The organism is Janthinobacterium sp. UMAB-56 (assembly GCF_900095265.1).
In the GTDB taxonomy this organism is placed as follows: domain Bacteria; phylum Pseudomonadota; class Gammaproteobacteria; order Burkholderiales; family Burkholderiaceae_D; genus Janthinobacterium.
Genome location: NZ_LT607653.1, coordinates 38479 through 58398, shown reverse-complemented (window position 1 = coordinate 58398; position 19920 = coordinate 38479). Strand labels below are relative to the sequence as shown.

Annotated in this window: 17 protein-coding genes; 4 read left to right on the top strand and 13 right to left on the bottom strand. The window is 63.4% G+C overall.

Annotated features, from left to right (window positions below):
* Window positions 1-145: 145 nt before the first annotated feature.
* Complete coding sequence (locus tag K0F85_RS06180) at window positions 146-1258, bottom strand: NADH:flavin oxidoreductase/NADH oxidase (RefSeq protein WP_219115067.1); 1113 nt, start codon at window positions 1256-1258, stop codon at window positions 146-148.
* A 176-nt stretch (window positions 1259-1434) separates the two neighbouring features.
* Between K0F85_RS06180 and K0F85_RS06175 the strand changes: the two genes are divergently transcribed.
* Window positions 1435-1986: a glycine zipper 2TM domain-containing protein gene (locus tag K0F85_RS06175; protein WP_219115066.1), complete on the top strand. Its 552-nt coding sequence runs from the start codon at window positions 1435-1437 to the stop codon at window positions 1984-1986.
* Here the strand turns inward: K0F85_RS06175 and K0F85_RS06170 are convergent.
* The 10 genes from K0F85_RS06170 to K0F85_RS06125 form a co-directional block, all read right to left on the bottom strand.
* Window positions 1983-2492 (bottom strand): DUF1993 family protein, encoded by a 510-nt coding sequence (locus K0F85_RS06170; protein ID WP_219115065.1) that lies wholly within the window; start codon window positions 2490-2492, stop codon window positions 1983-1985. The genes K0F85_RS06175 and K0F85_RS06170 overlap by 4 nt on opposite strands.
* Before the next feature lie 100 nt (window positions 2493-2592).
* A complete protein-coding gene (locus K0F85_RS06165) occupies window positions 2593-3549 on the bottom strand; it encodes a DUF2167 domain-containing protein (RefSeq protein ID WP_257572566.1) in 957 nt (318 codons plus the stop codon).
* Window positions 3550-3696: 147 nt separating this feature from the next.
* Window positions 3697-4716 (bottom strand): succinylglutamate desuccinylase, encoded by a 1020-nt coding sequence (locus K0F85_RS06160; RefSeq protein WP_219115064.1) that lies wholly within the window; start codon window positions 4714-4716, stop codon window positions 3697-3699.
* Window positions 4716-9443 carry an NAD-glutamate dehydrogenase domain-containing protein gene (locus K0F85_RS06155; RefSeq protein WP_219115063.1) on the bottom strand — a complete coding sequence of 1576 codons (4728 nt, stop codon included), beginning with the start codon at window positions 9441-9443 and terminating at the stop codon, window positions 4716-4718. The genes K0F85_RS06160 and K0F85_RS06155 overlap by 1 nt, the downstream gene beginning before the upstream one ends.
* A gap of 153 nt (window positions 9444-9596) precedes the next feature.
* Complete coding sequence (astB, locus tag K0F85_RS06150) at window positions 9597-10937, bottom strand: N-succinylarginine dihydrolase (RefSeq protein ID WP_219115062.1); 1341 nt, start codon at window positions 10935-10937, stop codon at window positions 9597-9599.
* A gap of 9 nt (window positions 10938-10946) precedes the next feature.
* Complete coding sequence (gene astD / locus K0F85_RS06145; RefSeq protein ID WP_219115061.1) at window positions 10947-12443, bottom strand: succinylglutamate-semialdehyde dehydrogenase; 1497 nt, start codon at window positions 12441-12443, stop codon at window positions 10947-10949.
* A complete protein-coding gene (gene astA, locus K0F85_RS06140; protein WP_219115060.1) occupies window positions 12436-13491 on the bottom strand; it encodes an arginine N-succinyltransferase in 1056 nt (351 codons plus the stop codon). The genes astD and astA overlap by 8 nt, the downstream gene beginning before the upstream one ends.
* Before the next feature lie 13 nt (window positions 13492-13504).
* A complete protein-coding gene (locus K0F85_RS06135; RefSeq protein WP_219115059.1) occupies window positions 13505-14536 on the bottom strand; it encodes an arginine N-succinyltransferase in 1032 nt (343 codons plus the stop codon).
* 107 nt (window positions 14537-14643) lie between these two features.
* Entirely contained in the window at window positions 14644-15885 is a 1242-nt protein-coding gene (astC, locus tag K0F85_RS06130; protein ID WP_219115058.1) for an acetylornithine/succinylornithine family transaminase, read from the bottom strand.
* A 140-nt stretch (window positions 15886-16025) separates the two neighbouring features.
* Window positions 16026-16970, bottom strand: coding sequence for a GlxA family transcriptional regulator (locus tag K0F85_RS06125; RefSeq protein WP_219115057.1), 945 nt, complete (start codon window positions 16968-16970; stop codon window positions 16026-16028).
* Between the two features lie 131 nt (window positions 16971-17101).
* Between K0F85_RS06125 and K0F85_RS06120 the strand changes: the two genes are divergently transcribed.
* From K0F85_RS06120 to K0F85_RS06110, 3 genes are all read left to right on the top strand, one after another.
* Window positions 17102-17536 carry a MarR family winged helix-turn-helix transcriptional regulator gene (locus tag K0F85_RS06120; protein WP_219115056.1) on the top strand — a complete coding sequence of 145 codons (435 nt, stop codon included), beginning with the start codon at window positions 17102-17104 and terminating at the stop codon, window positions 17534-17536.
* 45 nt (window positions 17537-17581) lie between these two features.
* Window positions 17582-17866 carry a hypothetical protein gene (locus tag K0F85_RS06115; RefSeq protein ID WP_219115055.1) on the top strand — a complete coding sequence of 95 codons (285 nt, stop codon included), beginning with the start codon at window positions 17582-17584 and terminating at the stop codon, window positions 17864-17866.
* A gap of 153 nt (window positions 17867-18019) precedes the next feature.
* A complete protein-coding gene (locus K0F85_RS06110; protein ID WP_219115054.1) occupies window positions 18020-18868 on the top strand; it encodes an HDOD domain-containing protein in 849 nt (282 codons plus the stop codon).
* Here K0F85_RS06110 and K0F85_RS06105 read toward each other — a convergent pair.
* Complete coding sequence (locus K0F85_RS06105; protein ID WP_219115053.1) at window positions 18865-19029, bottom strand: hypothetical protein; 165 nt, start codon at window positions 19027-19029, stop codon at window positions 18865-18867. The two genes, K0F85_RS06110 and K0F85_RS06105, sit on opposite strands and share 4 nt — an antisense overlap.
* Window positions 19030-19224: 195 nt before the next feature.
* Window positions 19225-19851 (bottom strand): glutathione S-transferase family protein, encoded by a 627-nt coding sequence (locus K0F85_RS06100; protein ID WP_219115052.1) that lies wholly within the window; start codon window positions 19849-19851, stop codon window positions 19225-19227.
* Between the last annotated feature and the right edge of the window lie 69 nt (window positions 19852-19920).

Here is a 19920-nt window from a genome sequence, read left to right as displayed (position 1 = left end):
TCCTTGAGCAAGGCTGGCGAACCCGCGCGGCGCAAAGCGCTATGGCGGGATGGGCGAGGCCGTGCACAGCACGGCAGTATCAATGGCGCATGTCGAAGCGTCCTGGAGAAATAGGGAAGTAGCGTCAGTGTAGCATAGCAGGCTCCTAGCGCTGGCCCAGGGTCGTGTCGCCGAACAGGTGCTTCAATTCGCGCGGCTGCGAACGCCAGTACTGCGGTGGCGCCTGCACTTGCGCGCCCAGCTGGGCCGCCGCATGCCAGGGCCAGCGCGGGTCGAACAGGATGGCGCGCGCCAGCGCCACCATGTCGGACTGGCCGTTGGCAATAATGTCTTCCGCCTGCTGCGCCTCCGTGATCAAGCCCACGCTGATGGTAGGCAAGCCGCTGTCGCGCTTGATGCGTTCGGCAAACGCCACCTGGTAGCCGGGCGCCACGGGAATCTGCTGCTGCGGCGAAATGCCGCCACTGGAAACGTGGATGAAGTCGGCACCCAGTTGCTTGAGTTCCTGCGCAAAACGCACGCTTTGCTCGATTTCCCAGCCTCCGGCTACCCAGTCGGTGGCGGAAATACGCATCCCCACGGCCACCGTAGCCGGCACGGCGGCGCGCACGGCTTCATAGATTTCCAGCGGAAAACGCATGCGGTTGTCCAGGCTGCCGCCATATGCATCCGTGCGCTGATTGGACAGGGGAGAGAGGAACTGGTGCAGCAAGTAACCGTGCGCCGCATGCAATTCGATACCGTCGATACCCAGCGCATGGACACGCTGGGCGGCCATGACAAAGGCGCCCTTGATTTGCAACAAACCCATCTCGTCGAGGGCGAGCGGCACGGTTTCGCCGGGCGCATGGGCGATGGCGGACGGGGCCACCGTTTGCCATCCGCCATCGGCCAGGTGCACGCAGGCACCGCCCTGCCATGGCGCGCGACTCGACGCCTTGCGTCCCGCATGGCCCAGCTGCACCACCAGCGGAATCGGCGCATGGCGGCGTATCGCCTGCACCACGTTTGCCAGCGCTGCTTGATTCGCGTCCGACCAAAGGCCCAGGTCTTCGGCCGAGATGCGTCCCTCGGGCGAGACGGCCGTCGCTTCCGTCATCAGCAAGCCCGCGCCGGACAGGGCCAGATGGCCCAGGTGGATCATGTGCCAGTCGGTGGCATTGCCATTGTCGGCCGAGTACTGGCACATGGGCGCGATGGCGATGCGGTTGGCCACCTGCAGCGGCCCCAGTGCGTACGGCGTGAATAGCTGGCTCATGACGGACTCCGAAAAAGGGGAAGCACCGATTCTACTGCGCTTTGGACAGCGCGGCTTACACCTGCTTACGTTTGATACAGCGCAAGGGCTAGCCTTGCGCAGGCGCGGCCGTTAATCTGGACACATCAGCTAGACACATCAACAACACCGCAACACCTTGCCCCCCAGGAGAACACATGAACACGACGACTACCGCCAGCCGCATCCACCCCTTGATGGCCGGCGCCGCCATTTCCGTGACGGTCCTGTGCCTGGTGGGCGCGGCGTCCATCGCCGGCATCCTGCCCAATTCGCGGGCGACTGTGCCTGCCGTGCCTGCCGACATGGCCAGCATGACGCCGGCCAGCGCAGCAGCCCTGGCAGCGCCCGCGACTGCACCCGTGAGTGCACCGATAGCCGCGCCTGTCGTCGCGCAAGCGACCCCGGCGCCCGTCGTGCACAAGCGCGTCGTACACCACACGCAAGTGGCGCAGGCCCGTCCTGCCTACAATGACGATGGCTACCGCGAGGCCAGCTACCGCGAACCGGCACGCCAGCCGCAGCCAGTGCCTGCACCGGCCGCCCAGCCCAACTACGTGGGCATCGGCACGGGCGCCGTCATCGGCGGCTTGATCGGCAATCAGGTCGGTGGCGGCCGCGGCAAGGCGCTGGCGACAGTGGCCGGCGTGATCGGCGGCGGCATGCTGGGCAATGCAGTGCAGAACCAGGTGCAGCAGCCGCAGCGTTAATCGTAGGGTCCCAGATAGTCGAGCTTGCCCACGGCCACACCATTGTTTCTCAAAATGGCGTGGACCATGGAAACGTGGAAATAGAAATTCGGCAGGGCAAAGCTGAGCAGATAATTGTCGCCCGAGAATTTCTTGCCTTCATCCGTCCAGTTCAGCACGACTTCCTTCTGCGCGCTGCCAGCCATCTGGCCCGCATTCACGCTGTCGATATAGGCGATGGTATTGGCGATGCGCTCTAGTAGTTGCTCGAACGATGCTTCGTTATCCTCGAACTTCGGCGCCGGCACACCGCTCAGGCGCTCGACCGACATCTTCGACGTATCGCTGGCGCGCTGCACCTGCGCCGTCAAGTCCAGCATGTCGGGCGCCAGCTGCGCACCCAATAAAATCTCCGGCACGATGCCATCCTCCTCCACATGGGCTTGCGCTTTTTCCAGCAGGGCCGAGACGACCCGCAAGCCGCGAATGAAGACGGGGATGCTTGCCTGATACATGGACACGGACATGGCGGACTCCTGATAGTGAACGATGAAGCCAGTGTACCCGAGGCGCTGTTTTCCGGCAGCGCGCGCATGTGCGCCGACGCACGGATAGCCTCAGTTCTTACTACTTCTCCAGATTCACCTTGCCGTCCGGCGCATGGACGGGCTGAACCACCGGCGGCTGTGCCTGCTTATCCTTGCGCTTGCCGCCCAGGAACTTGACGATAGCCGCACCGCCGCCCACCACGGCCAGCAGCAGCACTTTCTTGAAGGCCAGCAACAGCGCCAGCAGCTTGCCAAACAGGCCCAGCTTGCTGGCCACGCCACCTGCCACCAGCGCCGCCAGGCCATATTCGGCCACCTTGTCCGTCTTGCTGTCGAAATCCGTGTAGCGATTACCCGCGGTAAATTCCGTGAATGCCGTCACTTGCTGCATCTCTTTCTTGATCGCCTCGATCTGCTGCATGCTGGCAATCGCATTCAGGTTCAGCACGCCTTCGCGGCCCAGCACGCGCACGTTGTAGTTCAGCGAGTGCACGCCGCCATCGACCATCAAATCCTTGGCCCAGTACAGCTTGTGCGTATCCTTGGCATAGCTGGGTTTCTCCGCCCAACCCATCAAATGGATGCCGGGATAGCCCTGCTTTTTGCGCTCCGCATTGTTCTCCAGCACGGACGCCTGCATATCCTTGAGTAATTCGTCGTACTTGATGCTGTCCGCATCGTCATCCTTGATATGCCCTTCCTTTTCATACGTCACGATGACACCCCAGCTATCGCGCTCGAGCACGCTGGTCTTGGCGGGCACGATCATGCCCAGCGATTCCATTCCCGGCGGGTTGCCCCAGGCATCAACCAGCACGCGCTCGGCGTCCGCTGGCGACAAATAACGGAAGTTGGCCGGCAAATCCAGGGTGGCGATAGCGCCTGGCAAAGTGATTTTGCCGCGCTGCAGGTGCAACTGCGCGAGGAATTGCTCGGCCGTCATTTCCGGCGCGGCTGCCTTCTCGTCGGCAGGGGCGGCAGCCGTCAGGCCGGAGAGGGTCAGGCACAGCAATGCTGTCAGCAGGCGTTTCAACATGATCGGTCCAAGAAATTGCAAAAGGGCAAATATTTTAAACCAGGCGATTGCTTAATGGATAATTATTTCTGTGCAGCATCTTTTCCATAAAAAAAGCGCCAGCGGGTTCCCCCGGCTGGCGCCTGATACTGCGTGATGGCTGAACAATCAGGAGGTACGCACCACCATCAATCCCGCGCGCAAGCCCACGCGCACATCCGGGTTCGGAAACACCACCAGCTCTTCCGCGTGCTGCACCGTGTACACATGGTCGCCATCGCTGGCGATCACGGCGTGCTGCGGCAGGGAGGTGAAATTCTGCGTGCTGCGATCAAAAGCCATGCGGAATTCATCGCTGTGCTTGATGATTTCCTGCGCCACCTTGAACACGTGCGGCTGCGCCTTAACGGCTTGTGCAGGCCAGCCGCGCAGCAAGCCGTCGAGCGCCCGCGACACATCGTCGAACAGGCTCAGGTCGTTCTGCCCCAGGGTACCCACGCGGCCCAGCTCCACCGTGCTGGCGGCCGCGCCGAAATGCTCGGCCGAGTAATAGCTGTAGGTGCCGGCCGACTGCGGGTTCATGATGATGGCGCCGATGGCCGCCTGGCCCAGCCAATCGATCAGCTGCGCCTTGGCATCGTCGGCCACCAGGTCCGGCACGATGGCAAACGTGGGGTACACGGAAGGCCGGATGGCCGTGTGCAAGTCCAGGTGCCAGCGCACGGGACCGGCCGCGTCAAAGAACGCCTTGGTCGCTGCGATCATGTCATCGGCGCGCGCGCTTTCCGCCGCTTGCGCCAGGCTGCCCCGCACAGGGCGGAACATGCGATTCAGGTCGGCGTCGATAAAACGCTTGCCGGCCCGGATCGCATCGACATTGCCCACGCAAACGAGCAGGTCGACGGCCAGCTTAGCCGCATCGCGCGACAAAGCGTCGAGCAGATGCGCCAGCACTTCGATCGGCCCCGTCTCGTCGCCATGCACGCCGACCGAGACGGCCACGCTGGCGCGGCCTGCATCGGCCTGCGGCTTGACTACCTGCAGCATGCCGGGGGCCGGCAAGGCCACCGCGAAACCGGCGTCGGCGAACAACTGCGCCACGCCGCTGAAATCGGCCTGCGCCAGCGCCTGCACGGCTGGCGGCAAGCCGCCAGCGCCCTGCACTACTTGTGTTGCATCTTGCGTCATTACACCGCCGCTTCCGCTGGAGTTTTTGCCGTGATTTTATTCACGGCTTCCGACAAGGTCCACACGTCCAGCATGGCTTGCTCCAGTTCCGTCGCCGCCACATAGGACGACAGGCCCAGCGCACCCGTCACCGCATCGACGGCCTGGCCTGCATTGCCTTTCTGGGCGCGCGCCAGCACCTGGGTCAACAGGCGCTGTTGCGTGCGGCGCAGCGCTTGCTGCGCGTAATTGCGCAACTGTTCCTGCGACTTGCCTTGCGCGGCCAGCTTCAGGCCACGCTCCAGGGTGTCGATGCCCGCCTGGCTGCGCAGGGCCAGGCCCACTTGCAGGAAGGCGGCCAGGTCCATCGAAGCCGGACGCGGCACGGACAGGGCTGGGAACAGGAAGCCGGCGACGACTTCCAGCGCATCGACCGCATCCCAGGCCTGCACGAAGGCCGGCGTCAAGCCGGCTACCTGCGCCGCCTCGGATTTGATGCCGACAGCCTTGAGCAGGTCGCGCTTCGATTCCGCGCCAAACAGGCGCGTGAGTTCGGCCAGGCCGGCGCCGCGCAATTGCTCGGCCGGCACGGACAGCACGCCGGCGATCATGGTTTGCTGCAGCACGCGCGTTTGCGCATCGACCTTGATCGACACCTCACGCGGCACCGTCAGGGCATCGGCATCGAGCGCGTCGAACACGGGCGCCAGGTTCAGCGCCACCCAGGCCTGGCCCCAGGCCAGGATCACGCTGGACTCTTCCACGCCATGTTCCGCCGCCAGGTTGCGGATCATCAGCGGGCCGCAGCGGTTGATCACTTCATTGGCCAGCACGGTCGCCAGGATGGCATTGGCCAGCGGATGGTCGAGCGCCGAACGCGTTGCCACCAGCAAGGATGGGAAGTAAGGTTTCAGGACCGGCTCGGCCCACGTTGCGTCCGTCAGCGGCAGGCTTGAGAGGATGCGCTTGAAGCGGTTCTTCACGTTGGCGATCACCACCGCCAGTTCCGGCGTGGTCAGGCCACGACCATCGCTCTTCCTGCGTGCGAGTTCGGCCACCGAAGGCAATTGCTCCAGTTCGCGCGACAGGGCGCCCTCTTCTTCCAGGCTGGCGATCAGGGCGGCATAGCCATCCTGCACGGCGCTTTCGCTTTGTGCCTGCAGCTCGCGCACCAGCAAATGCGTCTGCTGCGTGTTATCGCGCAAGACCAGGCGCTCGACGTCGTCCGTCATTGCATACAGCTCGCGGTTGCGTTCTTCTTCCGTCAGCTTGCCCGCATTGACTTCCACGTCCAGCCAGATTTTCACGTTCACTTCATGGTCCGAGCAATCCACGCCGGCCGAGTTGTCGATCGCATCGGTGAAGATGCGTCCGCCCGCCAGCGCGAACTCGATACGGCCTGCCTGCGTCGCACCCAGGTTGCCGCCTTCGGCCACCACTTTCACGCGCAGCTCATTGCCGCTGACGCGGATATGGTCATTCGCGCGGTCTTTCACTTGTGCGTGCGTTTCCGTCGAAGCCTTGATGTAGGTACCGATACCGCCGTTGTAGAACAGGTCCACCGGCGACTTCAGGATACGGTGCATCAGTTCTTCCGGCGGCAGCGAGGTTTCGGCGATATCGAGCGCGGCGCGGATTTGCGGCGACAGTTCGATGCTGCGGACGGAGCGCGGATACACGCCGCCGCCATTTGATATCAAGTCCTTGTTGTAGTCATCCCACGAGGAACGCGGCAAGGCAAACAGGCGCGCGCGTTCATCGAACGAGACGGCGACGTCCGGTGTCGGGTCGAGGAAGATGTGGCGGTGGTCGAATGCAGCCACCAGTTTCAGCTGGCGCGACAGCAGTACGCCATTGCCGAACACGTCGCCCGACATGTCACCCACGCCGACCATGGTGATCGGGGTGGTGTTCAGGTCGTGGTCCATTTCATAGAAGTGGCGCTTCACGGCTTCGAATGCGCCCTTGGCGGTGATGCCCAGCTTCTTGTGGTCGTAGCCATTCGAGCCACCCGAGGCGAACGCGTCACCGAGCCAGAAGCCGCGCTGCACGGCGATGCCGTTGGCGATGTCCGAGAACGTCGCCGTGCCCTTGTCGGCAGCCACCACCAGGTACGGGTCGGCTTCGTCGAAACAGACGGTATCGACCGGCGGCACGATATTGCCAAGGGAGCGGTTGTCCGTCACTTCCAGCAGGCTGGAAATGAACAGGCGGTACACGGCTTCGCCCTCGGCCGCGATGGTTTCGCGCACGGCGTCCTTCGGCATCATCTTGCAGACAAAACCACCCTTCGCGCCGGCCGGCACGATAACGGCATTCTTCACCATCTGGGCCTTGACGAGGCCCAGCACTTCGGTACGGTAGTCTTCCATGCGGTCGGACCAGCGCAAGCCGCCACGGGCGACAGGGCCGCCGCGCAGGTGCACGCCTTCAAAGCGACGCGAAAAGACGAAAATCTCGCGGTAAGGACGCGGTTCCGGCACCAGCGCCAGGCTGCTGGTGTCGAACTTGAAGATGATCTTGTCACCCTGTTGATTGTTCTGGAAGTAGCTGGTGCGCAGGGTGGCGGCCATCAGATCGGCCAGCGCGCCGAGGATTTCCTCGGTGTCCGCGTGGTTCACGGACGGCAGGCCGGCCTTGATGGCGGCGATGCTTTCCAGGGCCGCCGCGTGCTGCGCGTCGGACAGTGCCGGATCGAAGCGCTGCAGGAAGGCCTCGACCAGGGCTTTGACCTGGGCCGGCTGCTTGCGCAGGCTTTCGGCGATGTAGCGCACCGAGAAGCTGCTGCCTGCCTGGCGCCAGTAGCTGGTGTAGGCGCGCACCAGTTGCACTTCGCGCGTCGACAAGCCGCCTTCGATGACCAGGCCATTCAGGCGGCCATCTTCGGCCGTGTCGTTGAACAGGGCGGCAAACAATTCCTGCGCCACGGCGACGACGGATGGCTGCGCCAGTTTCGCCGCACTGGCGGCATCGACCGTCAGGCTGGTGACGAAATAGCGCGTGCCGTCGAACAAGGAAACCGAGTATGCCTGTTCGCGGTCGATGGCCACGCCCGCATTGTGCAGGGCCGGCAGGATGGTCGACAGCGGCGGCACCTTGTTGGCCGAGTACAAACGAATGGTGGTGACAAGGCCCGTCTCGATGCGCACGGCCACGTGCGCCGGATCGGTATTGCGCAAGATGGTGTCGAGGTCGCGCAAGGCGACGGCCGGGGTAGTGGCGGCCACATAGTCGAGCGGCAGGGTGGCGCAGAGTTTACGCAGGCTGCTGCGCAGTGCCACGTCGGGCACGGCGTCTGCCACGGCGGCGAAGCCGTTGTGCCAGCCATCGAGCACGCCCAGGAGCGGCTGTTCGATATCCGTTTCCAGGTCCAGCGGGTAGCGCGCGGCGTGGGCGATCAGGTAGACGCGCGCCAGGGGGCCGTCTGCCACCAGGGTTTGCATGCTCACATGCGTGGCGCCGGAACTGGCTTGCAGGGCTTTTGCCAGGCTCGATGCCACGCTGGCGCTGTAGCGCTCGCGCGGCAGGTAGACCAGCACGTTCAGGTGGCGCGCGTAGACGTCGCGGCGCGCGAAGACCTTGGTGCGCGGCTGCTTGTACAGCGAGACGACGGCGCCGCACACTTGCGCCAGCCAGTCGAGGTCCGCCTCCAGCGCTTCCGTGCGCGGCAGGGATTCGAGGATTTCACGGAATTTCTCGGCGCGGAAGCCTTGCTGGCGCACGCCGGCCAGGCTCAGTACCTTGGCCACGCGGCCGCGCGCAAACGGCAGCGCCGCCAGCGGGGTGGAGTTGCCGGCGCGGGTGAACAGGCCGACGAAGCAATGCTCGCCCAGGATCGCGCCTTGCGCATCCATATCGCGCACGCCGATGAAGTCTAACTGCTGGTCGCGGTGCAGGGTGCCTGCCACGTCAGCCTTGACGATGGACAGCGCCGAGTCGCGCTTGGCCAGGGTGTCGAAGTCGCCCGGGATATTCGCCAGGCAGGTGCCATATACCGGGTGCGCCGTATCCTGCAACACGCCGACGCGGCTAGGAATGTCGCGTTCGAGTTCGCGCACGCCCGGCTTGACGCGGTAATAGGCGTAGCCGAACACTTCAAAGCCGCCGCTGCGGGCCCATTCCAGGAAGGCGGCGACTTCCGCGCCTTCTTCGCCATGCAGGGCGGCGGCGGTAGCCACGGCGGCCAGGCGATCACCCATGGCGGCGCTATCGCGGCGCACCACAAAGGCGTCACGCGCGACCGTCTCCAGGGCGGCGACCAGCGCGGCCAGGGCTTCCGGCGCCAGCTCTTCGTCGAGCAGCACCAGTACATACGATTCAAGCGGGTCGCCCGGCTGGCGCACTGCTTCCACCTTGCCGTCAGCGGCGCGGCGCACGGGCAGCACGGTATTCATTACGCCGCGCACGGCCAGGTGCTGGCGGCGCATGGCCATGACGATGGAGTCGACCAGGTAAGGCATGTCTTCGTTCAGGATCAGCAAGGCGCTCGCCATGCCGCCACGGCCATCCGCATAACGCAGGGTGGCGATCTGGCAACCGCTGCCGGTACGCTTGGCCGCTTGCGTGAAACCGTCGACCAGCACGGGCGCCAGGCTGTCGGGCGCAATGTCTGCCAGGTCTTCGGCATCGAGCGAGTCGAGCCATGCCTGCACCAGCTGCACGACAGGCGCTGCCGCCTTGCCTGCATTGCCAGCCGCGTTAATCAGCTCCAGCGTTTGTGTACGCAAATCTTGTGGCGTGTGATTCATCTTGCATCTCCATTACGGTAATGTGAATGTCCAACGCTGTCGTTCGGGCTTGTGGCTGCGCGGCAGCGGTGTCAAGAGACGGGGGTCGCCCGTCCGATTCTGTCTGTGCTACGGATAGTCTGTCTCGGATTTTTTCTGGGTGTTTTCTATCGCCTACAAGTCGTACAATCCCGGTAAGTTGAGGATGATCGTCAATTCTTCAAGCGCCGCATGCACTTCCAGCGCCAGTTGCGGGTCGGCCAGGTCGCTCGGCTCAAGATGGTCGCGGTAGTGTTTTTCCACCCACTGCACCAGCCGATGGTACAGCGTTTCCGTCATGATCACGCCCTGGTGCATGGCGCGCGCTTCGGTTTCCGTCAGCGCCACGCGCAAACGCAGGCAAGCGGGGCCACCGCCGTTGCGCATGCTCTGGCGCAGATCGAAATGAATCAGTTCATCGATGGGACCACCGCCAGCCACCAGGCCTTCCAGGTAGCGCGACACGGCGCGGTTTTCCTGGCACTCCTGCGGTATCACCAGCGCCATCTTGCCGCCCTCTTTCGTCAGCAACTGGCTGTTGAACAGATAGCTGCTGACGGCGTCGGCGATCGGCACCTGCCCCGTGTCCACGCGCAGCGCGTCCAGTTGCGCGCCCGTGGCTGCGACGGCGCGGCGCAGCTGCGACAGGCTCTCCTCTTCATCGGCAAACGCCTGTTCATGATAGAACAGCACATTGCCATTGCCGACGGCGATGACGTCGTTATGGAACACGCCCTGGTCGATCACGTCCGGGTTCTGTTGCACGTACACGGTGCGCCTGGCGTCCAGGCCATGCAGGCGCGCCACGGCTTGCGACGCTTCCAGGGTCTGGCGCGCCGGGTAGCGCTTCGGCGATGGCGCCGACGGATCGAACTCCACCCGGCCATACACGAACAATTCAACCGATGGCGCGCCATGGTTCGCGCCCAAACGCGTGTGGTTGGCCGCGCCCTCATCGCCAAAGGCGGGCGTCGACGGCAGCGCGTCGTGCACGGCGAAGTGCTGTTCGTCGCTGAAAATGGCGCGCAGGCTGCGCGCCGACTGCGCGTGCTCGAAGGCGCGGTGCAGCTTGTTATTCAGGTTGGCGGCCGTGAAATGCACGCGGCCATCCTGCGTGTCGGCCGACGGGCTGACCGTGGCGGCGTTCGCCGTCCACATGGGAGAGGCGGAATAGGCGCAGGCCAGGATGACGGGCGACTCCTTGTAGGCGCGCGCCAGCACCTCGGCGTCCGTGCCCGTGAAACCGATGGAGCGCAGCAAGCGGAAATTGGGCCTGTCCTGCGGCGGCAGCAAGGCTTGCGCAAAGCCACGCGCGGCGAGCGCACGCATCTTGGCCAGGCCCTGCAGGGCGGCCTGCTTCGGATTCGAGGCGCTTTTCACATTGCTGAACGAGGCCACGTTGCCGAACGAGAGTCCGGCATAGTTATGCGATGGCCCGACCAGGCCGTCAAAATTGTATTCGCGCGTGCTGTGCATGGGGTTTCCTTAAAAATTCAGGCCGGGCGACAGCTTGGACGGCATTTCCAGTACGCTGTTCTCGATCGAAGCAACCGGGTAGGCGCAGTAATCGGCCGCGTAATAGGCGCTCGGACGATGGTTGCCCGACTTGCCGATGCCGCCGAACGGCGCCGTGCTGGCCGCGCCCGTGGTCGGACGGTTCCAGTTGATGATGCCGGCGCGTGCGCGCGTCTGAAACGTTTGCCACAGGGCCGGATCGTCGGACAGCAAGGCGGCGGCCAGGCCGAATTCGGTGGCGTTGGCGACCTTCATGGCCGCATCGAAATCGGCCACGCGGATCACCTGCAGCAGGGGGCCGAACCATTCTTCGTCGGGGATGCCGACCGCATTGGTGACGTCGACGATGCCGGCCGTGACAAAGCCCGCCTCGGGATTCAACTGGCGCATCTGCAGCAGGGTGGTGCCACCCTTGGCGACCATGTCCGCCTGCGCCTGCAGCAGGCGCGCGGCCACGGCACTCGACACCACGGGGCCCATGAAAGGCTGCGGCTGGGCGTCGGAGGCGCCGATGCCCAGTTTCGCGGCCACTTCCACCAGGCGCGCGACGAAGGCAGCACCGGCAGCGTTGTCCTGTACCACCAGACGGCGCGCGCAGGTGCAACGCTGGCCTGCCGAGACAAAGGCGGAGAAGATCGCGTGGTGCACGGCCGCGTCGACATCCTTCACATCCCATACGACCAGGGCGTTGTTGCCGCCCATTTCCAGCGCCAGCATCTTGCCCGGCTGGCCGCCGAACTGGCGGTGCAGGCTGATGCCCGTCTGGCAGGAACCCGTAAACAGCACGCCATCGAGGTGCGGATTGGCGCCCAGGGCCACGCCCGTGTCGCGCCCGCCGTTGACGAGGTTGACGACGCCGTTCGGCAAGCCGGCCTGCTGCCACAGCTGCACGGTTTTGACAGCCGTGCGCGGCGCATATTCGCTGGGCTTGAAGACGATGGTGTTACCGGCAATCAGGGCCGGGACGATGTGGCCGTTGGGCAGGTGGCCTGGAAAATTGTATGGACCAAACACGCCGAACACGCCATGCGGGCGGTGGCGCAGCACGGCGTCGCCGTCGGCGATCTTGCTTTGCGTGATGCCCGTACGCGCATTGTACGACTGCACCGAGATATCGATCTTGTTGGCCATGGTGGCCACTTCCGTGCGCGACTCCCACAAAGGCTTACCCACTTCTTCCGAGATCAGCAGCGCCAGCGCTTCGGCATGCTCCTTGAGCAGTTCGCGAAAGCGTACGCAGATGGCGATGCGTTCGTCGACGGGCGTATCGGCCCAGTTCTCGAAGGCTGCGCGGGCGGCCTGGCACGCCTGTTCGACTTCGTTTTCCGTCGCTTCCAGGCTGGCCCAGGTCTGCTTGCCGTTCGACGGATCGATGGTGAGCAATTCACGGCCCGTGCCTGGCAGCCAGGCGCCGTTGATGAAGTTCGAGACTGCGGTGGATGAATGAAGGTTGGACGATTTAGACATGGGGATGCTTCCTCGGGTTGAGTGACAAGGTGCGCACGGTGTCGCCGTTATGGCAGCGCAGCAGATGCAGTTCATCGTCATCGAGCGCGATCTTGCCGCTATGCGGATTGGCGCTGGTGACGATCATGCGGAAATCTTTCAAGTCGGTGTTCGACACCAGGTAAGGCTCGGCTGGCGCCACCTCGCAGGCATCAAGCGCAGGCACAGTCGCTGCATCAAGCACGGCCGGCATGCTGTCGCGCATGGCGCGCAACTCGGACACGCGCGCCTGCAGCACGGGACCGGCGTCGAAAATGTCGACATAGCCTTCGAAGTGCAAGCCTTCCTGTTCCAGCAGGCGGCGCGCGGGCGCCGTGCTCAGATGCACCTTGCCGATGACTTCCTGCGCTTCGTCTGGCAGGTAGGCCACGTACATCGGTTGGCGCGGCATCAGTTCGGCGATGAACGATTTCTTGCCCAGGCTCGTCAAGTCGTCGACGTGGTGGAAATCCATCTTGAAGAAATGGCGGCCCAGGCCTTCATAAAACGGCGAACTGCCGTCCGGCGCCTGGTAGCCGCGCATTTCAGCGATCAGCTTTTCCGTGAACAGCTGCGGGAATTGGGCGATGAACAGAAAACGGCTTTTCGACAGCAGCTTGCCATTGTTGCCGCTGCGGTAGTCGGGGTGCAAAAACAGCGAACACAGTTCCGTGCTGCCCGTCAGGTCGTTCGACAGGTACAGCGTTTCCATGCGCGTGAACACGTCGAGTTCGCGGCTGGAATGGACCAGGGTGCCGATGCGGTAGTTATAGAACGGTTCTTCCAGTCCCACGGCGCCCTTGATGGCGCACACGCCGGCCAGGCGGCCCGTGTCCGTATCCTCCATGACAAACATGTAGTCGCGCTTTTCGGGCGGGATGGTTTCGGCGAACGAAGCGCAGGCGATGGCCAGGCGGTCGCCCAGCATTTTCATGTCCGGCTTGAGGGTGGTCATGCCGGTGCCGACCTGGCTGGCCAGGCCGTACAGGGCGTCCAGGTCAGAAGCGTTGATGGCGCGTACTACTAGCATAATGTTCTCTCGGTTAGATGCGCACGCAAATGACGCTGTCGCCTTCGGCAACGGCCAGCGCTTCAAGCAGCTCGGGCGGCAAGCCGACGGTGTCCTGCGCTTCGAGCGCATCGCAGGTAAAGGTAACGGCGCGGAAGTTGCGTTCCGCGCCCGAAGCGACCGCGTAATGCACTTTCAGGCCCGTGCGGCTGGGCGTGATGCCGGCGACGACGCGGCGCGTGAGCGAGCCGGTAAACGAGCGCAGCGCATGCTTGTGCGCCTGCAGGATCGGACCGCCATCGAAGATGTCGATGTAATCGTCTGCTTCAAAGCCTTCTTCCGTCAGCAAATTGAAAGCCAGTTCGCCGCTCGGGTGGATCTGGCCCATGGCTGCCTGCGCGTCGCCGGGCAGCAGCGGCACATACACGGGGTAGTGCGGCATCAGTTCGACGATCAGGGTGCGATTGCGCGCGCCGCCGATGACTTTTTCGGCATCGAGGAAATCCATCTGGAAGAACTTGCGGCCTAGCGCATCCCAGAATGGCGACTGGCCGTTGGCATCCGTGATGCCGGCCAGCGGCACGAAGAAGCGGTCGCCGAAGCGATGCGGCGCCAGCACGGCAAACAGCAGCCGCGCGCGCGACAGCAGGGCCGCTTCCAGGCCTGCCTGCTCCATGTTGCGCACATAAAATCCGGACAGCTGGGAGTACGCCGTCAGCTCGGAACACAGGGTCAGCGCATGCACGCTGTGGCTGATGTTCAGGTCACGCGAGACTTGCTGGATGACGTCGTTGCGGAATGAAAAATAGGTGCCGTTCGAGCCGGCCGAGGCGAAGATCGCGGCCGTACCAAAGATGCTCTTGTCGAGCAGGGATTCAAGCACGAAGAGATACGACTCTTCGCTGGGGATGTCGACATGGGCGGCAAACGAGGCGATGGAGCGCTCGACGGAGGCGGCGATTTTTTCGCGCGTCTTCGGCAGGGTATGGACACCCGGCATGGTGACTGCGGCCAGCGCTTCGAGGGCTGCAATATCCGCAATTTCTACCGGACGGACAACATACATGGGTACTCCTTCAATGCAGACAATACTGGGGCTGAAAACCCGGGTAGAACCAAGCCGGCCCGCAGCATAGCGGCGGGCCGGTGATCAAACAGGGAGCGAGGCTAGCCTCAGGCTTTCAGCAGGCCGTCGATGGCGGCGCGCAGCAAACGGCCCGCTTCGGCAATCTGTTCGTCCGAGACGATCAGGGCCGGCGCCAGGCGCACCACGTCCATGCCGGCGATCAGCACCATCAAGCCTTGCGCTTCGGCCGCTTTCTGGATGTCTTTCGCGCGGCCTTTGTAGGCATCGCTGACGACCAGGCCCAGCAGCAAACCGCTGCCGCGCACGACGGAGAACACTTGCGGGTAATCCGTGATCAAGCCTTGCAGCATGGCGATGGTGTTGACGCTCGCTTCTTTCACGCGCGCGAGGAACGCCGGTGTGTTGATCGTTTCCAGCACGCTCAAGGCCACGGTAGCGGCCAGCGGGTTGCCGCCATAGGTGGTGCCATGGGTACCGACGGCCAGAGTATGCGCCAGTTCTTCGGTGGTCAGCATGGCGCCGATCGGGTAGCCGTTGCCCAGCGCCTTGGCGGCCGTCAGGATGTCCGGCGTGACGCCGTAGCCCATGTAGGCGAACAACGCGCCAGTGCGACCCATGCCGCACTGGACTTCGTCGAAAATCAACAGGGCGCCGGTCTTGTCGCACAGGGCGCGCAGTTCCTTGAGGAATTCCGGATTGCCCGGCACCACGCCGCCTTCGCCTTGTACCGGCTCGACGATCACGGCGCACACGTCATCGCCGATGGCGGCGCGCGCCGCTTCGATGTCGTTGTAGGCGATGTGGTTGATCTCTTGCGGCAGCGGCTCGAAGCCTTCCGTGTACTTGGCCTGGCCACCGACGGACACCGTAAACAGGGTGCGGCCGTGGAAGGAGCTGAAGCACGAGATGATGCGCGACTTGTGTGCACCAAACTTGGTGTGGGCGTACTTGCGCGCCAGTTTCAGGGCCGCTTCATTGGCTTCCGCGCCCGAGTTGCAGAAGAAGGCGCGGTCGGCGAAGGTCGCTTCCGTCAGGGCCAGCGCCAGGCGCAGCACAGGCTCGTTGGTGTAGCCGTTGCCCAAATGCCACAAATTATTGATTTGCTTGGTCAGCACGTCGACCAGCACTGGATGGCAGTGGCCCAGGCTGTTGACGGCGATGCCGGAGGTGAAATCGAGGTAATGCTTGCCTGACTGATCCCACAGATCCAGTCCGGAACCGCGCACGGGCACCATGGCTGCAGGGGCGTAGGTAGGAACGAGGACCTGGTCAAAGGTTTCCCGGGTGACTGGACGAGCCGTTACGGTCGAATCAAGCTTGGCATTCATAGCATTTCCCCATCAATATGTTAGGTACTCCGCAGCTACGACAGCTACGTGTGTACTGCATTATAAAAAGCGGGATGCTAAAACTCTTTTGAATCTGCGACAAGGATTTTCACAATTCATCACAGCTGCCTTGCCGCTGACTAGGCTGGCGGCAGGAGTTTTCTTTGCCGCTCTTCGCGGGGGGTATTGCCAAACAGGGTGCCAAAGGCCGTGGAAAAGTGCGAGCCCGAGGAAAAGCCGCACATCAGGCCCACTTGCACGATGGAATAATGCGTATCAAGCAACAATTGCCTGGAGCGCTGCAGGCGCAACTCCAGGTAGTAGCGCGATGGCAGGCTGCCCAGGTATTGCTTGAACAGCCGCTCGAGCTGGCGCCGCGACAGGCCCACCAGGCTGGCGATGTCGTCCGTCGACAGCGGCTCCTCGATATTGGCTTCCATCAAGGTCACCGCTTCAGAAAGTTTCGGCTGCAACACGCCGAAACGCGCCTGCAGGGCCACGCGCTGGCGCTCTTCCTTGCCGCGCACCTTGTCCACGCACAAGGCTTCCTTGACGAGCGCCTGCACGTCGGCGCCAAAGATGGTCTCGATCAGGGTCAGCGAAAAGTCGATGCTGGCCGCACCGCCGCAGCAGGTGAGGTGCGGACCGTCGATGTCGAATAGATGAGGCGTCAAAATGGCCCGTTCCGCCTTCGCTTCCGCGTCGGCGTACAGGGCCCACGGCAAGGCGATACGCACGCCGTCCATGACGCCGGCATCGGCCAGCCACAGCACGGCCGCGCCCACGCCGCCCCAGAATGGCGCCGAACGGCAGCGCTCGATCACGGCCCGGCACAGCTCGGCGCGCAGCGGCGCTTCCGTTTCATCGGCCACCAGCAGGGCGATATGCCAGTTGCCGCCCTGCGCAGCCACCTGTTCCGGCGTGCGCTCGTCCAATTGCAGGGCAGCGGGCCCCAGCGCCCGCGCGCACAGGCGCAGCGGCTGCACCAGGCCGGCCCAGGTAATCGACGCGGCATCGCCGGCATGGACCAGCAGCAAACGCAGCGGTTTGTCGAGGCCGATACGGGAAAGATTAGCGAAGGACATCGGCGAGGCGGGCCAGGGGCAAGGGCTGAGTTGCCCACATGATACCGGACTTCCGCCCCATCCAGACCCTCGTGCAAGGGCACTTCCTGGCGCGGCGGAAAAAAGCCCAGCGGAAGGATATAATCACCGCCATGGGTGAACGATATTTAAAGAGTATCCGGCTGCTGGCCGAATGCATGCAAGGCTTCGAGCGGTTTTCTGGCGACTTCGTGCGCCAGTACGGCTTGACGCATGCGCAATTCGACATCATCGCCACGCTCGGCAACACCTGTGGCATGTCCTACAAGGAACTGGGCCAGAAAACCCTGATTACCAAGGGCACCTTGACGGGCGTGGTGGAGCGGCTGGAACAAAAGGGGTTGGTGGTGCGCGAACGTTGCCCACGCGACAAGCGCTCCTATTACGTGCGCCTGAGCGGCGAAGGGGAACAGGTATTCCATGACGTGTTCCCCAAGCTGACAAACGAGGGGCAACGCCTGTTCGAGGGCTATACCGAAGACGATTTCATGCGTCTGGAAACCACCCTGGCGGGCCTGAAACACGCCATCGCCCATGGCAACGGCTGACCATTCACCAAGCACAGACATTCAAACAAGACAAAGGAAACCAAGTTGAAAACCACATTGCTCGAAGGCAAAAAGCCCGCTCATTTCGATAAACACATCATCGGCAACCTGCTGCTCAACGCCAGCACGCCGGAACTGGTACGCCAGGAAAAGCTGATCATCGGCGTACGCAACGAAGACGGCGAAATCTACCGCCTGATCGGCGCCACCAAGCACAACAGCTTCATGAATGCTGTCGAGGAATTGTTCGACCTGGGCCTGACGGACGAACTGGAAGACAGCGACGAACTGATCGAAGGCTGTGACGCCATATTTAGCGAAGCTGACTGATCACGCTCGTCTTGTCGAAAAAGGGCGTGCCGCCGGGACAGGGGCACGCCCTTTTCCCGTTTACGTGGCTTTGTTTGCCTTTTGCCAAGCTGTTTACGAAAAGATCACGGTTAAAAAGTTCCGTACGGAAATATTGCGAGTATAATTTTTTCAATGAACAGACTCGACGCCTTTAAAAGCATCGCCGCACAAGCCGCTCGTGGCGAGCTGACCTTTCCTGCCAATGTGGACGCTTCGCTCAAGCTGCAAGAGGCGCTGGCTGATCCCGACTGCCATATCGAGGCCGCCGCCAAGCTGGTGCAGGCCGACCCGCTGCTGGCCGCGCGCACGGTGGCCATCGCCAATTCCGTGGCGTTCAACCGCTCCGGCAATGAAATCACCAGCGTACGCAACGCCGTGCAGCGACTCGGCGTGCGTACCTTGCAATCGGTGGTGGCATCGCTGATCGTGCGCCAGCTGGGCAGCACCATCACCGATCCGGCGCTGCAAGCGAAGGCCAACCAGCTGTGGGAGCATACGGCCCACGTGGCGGCCCTGTCGCAGGTGCTGGCACGCCGCGTCACCCGGGTCGACCCCGATACGGCCCTGTTTGCCGGCATCATGCATGAAGTGGGCGGTTTTTATCTGCTGTCGCGCGCGGCCGAATTCCCCGGCATCCTCGACGGCGAACCGCAGGACTGGATGGAACATGGCGAACAAGCCATCGGCCATGGCGTCTTGACGAAACTGAAGGTGCCGGAAGCGGTGATGGGCGCCATCGAAGCGCTGTGGGAAGGCTTGCGCGCCATTCCACCCGAATCGCTGGGCGACACCCTGTTGCTGGCGAATGACCTGGCGCCCGTCTCGTCGCCCCTCAACGAAAGCCCGGCCGCCATCGCCGTGCGGGCCGCCCGCGCTGCGGGCAGCATCGATTGCCTGATCGGCGACGATGCGATGCTGTCGAGCATCATGGAAGAATCGGACGACGAAGTGCAGTCGCTGCTGAAGGTGCTCGTGCACTAGCCTGCCGGCTTCTTGCTCGCTGGCGGCGGCGCCGCCGGCTTGCGCGTTTCGACGATCAGCACGTGCTTGTCCATGGCCTTCGTTTCCTGCTTTTGCTGGACAACTTGCGTGGCGACCGCCCTTGTGCTCAACAGGGGTTTCGGATGGCGTGGCATGAACATGGCGTACCTTCTGGACGTGGGGTGCGCCCCATCTGTGCGGCGATGAGCAAATTATCAAGCCTATTTTGCCCCGGACAAAAAAAAACCCGCTCGAAAGCGGGTAAAGTCCAAAGCTAGGGATGTCCTGAAAGAGACAGCTCCATCTTATGCGGTGCGCCACGCCGGCTCCGTGCGCTGGCACACTTAGCATGCAATTTACCCCGGCAACAGCGCTACCTCCGTTTCCTGCCAGGCGCGCAACTGCCGCACACGGGCAAACCACGCCTGGATATGCTGGTACTGCGCCACCGGCAAGCGCACGGCTTCGCTGTACATCAGCGGCGCGGCCACGGCGAAATCGGCCAGCGTCAAGGCGTCCCCGCCAAGCCAGCTGCGCTGGGCCAGGTGCGCGTCCAGCACCACGGCGCAGGCATGCAGTGCGCGCTCGCCGCGCGCCTCTTCCAGCGGATCCGCCGGACCATTGCCCGTCATGCCCTTCCAGGCGCGTTCCCAGGCCAGCACGCTGATGGCCGGCGCGAAATGCTGCGCGGCCCAGAACAGCCAGCGGTTGACATCGGCGCGGGGCTGTGGCGCCTGCGGATAAAGCGTCTGGCCCGGCACTTGCTCGGCCAGGTATTGCATGATGGCGCACGATTCCCACAGCAGGAAATCGCCATCGGCCAGCACGGGCACCTTGCCGTTCGGGTTCAGCTCGGCCAGGCGGCGGCGGTCATCCGCATTCATCAGGTCGACTTCCGCCAGTTCCAGGGGCAAGCCGAGGTGGATCGCCGTCATCAGGGCACGGCGGGCATTCGAGGACATGGGGTGATGGTACAGGCGCATGGTAGATGGCTCCGGTGAGTAAAGAAGCCACCATCGTAGAAGCAGCCACTGACAGTTTTTGTCAGGAGA

Bases quoted from the DNA above. Each gene is read 5' to 3' on its own strand.
- K0F85_RS06180 (WP_219115067.1), bottom strand. From the start codon at position 1,258: ATGAGCCAGCTATTCACGCCGTACGCACTGGGGCCGCTGCAGGTGGCC.
- K0F85_RS06175 (WP_219115066.1), top strand. From the start codon at position 1,435: ATGAACACGACGACTACCGCCAGCCGCATCCACCCCTTGATGGCCGGC.
- K0F85_RS06170 (WP_219115065.1), bottom strand. From the start codon at position 2,492: ATGTCCGTGTCCATGTATCAGGCAAGCATCCCCGTCTTCATTCGCGGC.
- K0F85_RS06165 (WP_257572566.1), bottom strand. From the start codon at position 3,549: ATGTTGAAACGCCTGCTGACAGCATTGCTGTGCCTGACCCTCTCCGGC.
- K0F85_RS06160 (WP_219115064.1), bottom strand. From the start codon at position 4,716: ATGACGCAAGATGCAACACAAGTAGTGCAGGGCGCTGGCGGCTTGCCG.
- K0F85_RS06155 (WP_219115063.1), bottom strand. From the start codon at position 9,443: ATGAATCACACGCCACAAGATTTGCGTACACAAACGCTGGAGCTGATT.
- astB (WP_219115062.1), bottom strand. From the start codon at position 10,937: ATGCACAGCACGCGCGAATACAATTTTGACGGCCTGGTCGGGCCATCG.
- astD (WP_219115061.1), bottom strand. From the start codon at position 12,443: ATGTCTAAATCGTCCAACCTTCATTCATCCACCGCAGTCTCGAACTTC.
- astA (WP_219115060.1), bottom strand. From the start codon at position 13,491: ATGCTAGTAGTACGCGCCATCAACGCTTCTGACCTGGACGCCCTGTAC.
- K0F85_RS06135 (WP_219115059.1), bottom strand. From the start codon at position 14,536: ATGTATGTTGTCCGTCCGGTAGAAATTGCGGATATTGCAGCCCTCGAA.
- astC (WP_219115058.1), bottom strand. From the start codon at position 15,885: ATGAATGCCAAGCTTGATTCGACCGTAACGGCTCGTCCAGTCACCCGG.
- K0F85_RS06125 (WP_219115057.1), bottom strand. From the start codon at position 16,970: ATGTCCTTCGCTAATCTTTCCCGTATCGGCCTCGACAAACCGCTGCGT.
- K0F85_RS06120 (WP_219115056.1), top strand. From the start codon at position 17,102: ATGGGTGAACGATATTTAAAGAGTATCCGGCTGCTGGCCGAATGCATG.
- K0F85_RS06110 (WP_219115054.1), top strand. From the start codon at position 18,020: ATGAACAGACTCGACGCCTTTAAAAGCATCGCCGCACAAGCCGCTCGT.
- K0F85_RS06105 (WP_219115053.1), bottom strand. From the start codon at position 19,029: ATGTTCATGCCACGCCATCCGAAACCCCTGTTGAGCACAAGGGCGGTC.
- K0F85_RS06100 (WP_219115052.1), bottom strand. From the start codon at position 19,851: ATGCGCCTGTACCATCACCCCATGTCCTCGAATGCCCGCCGTGCCCTG.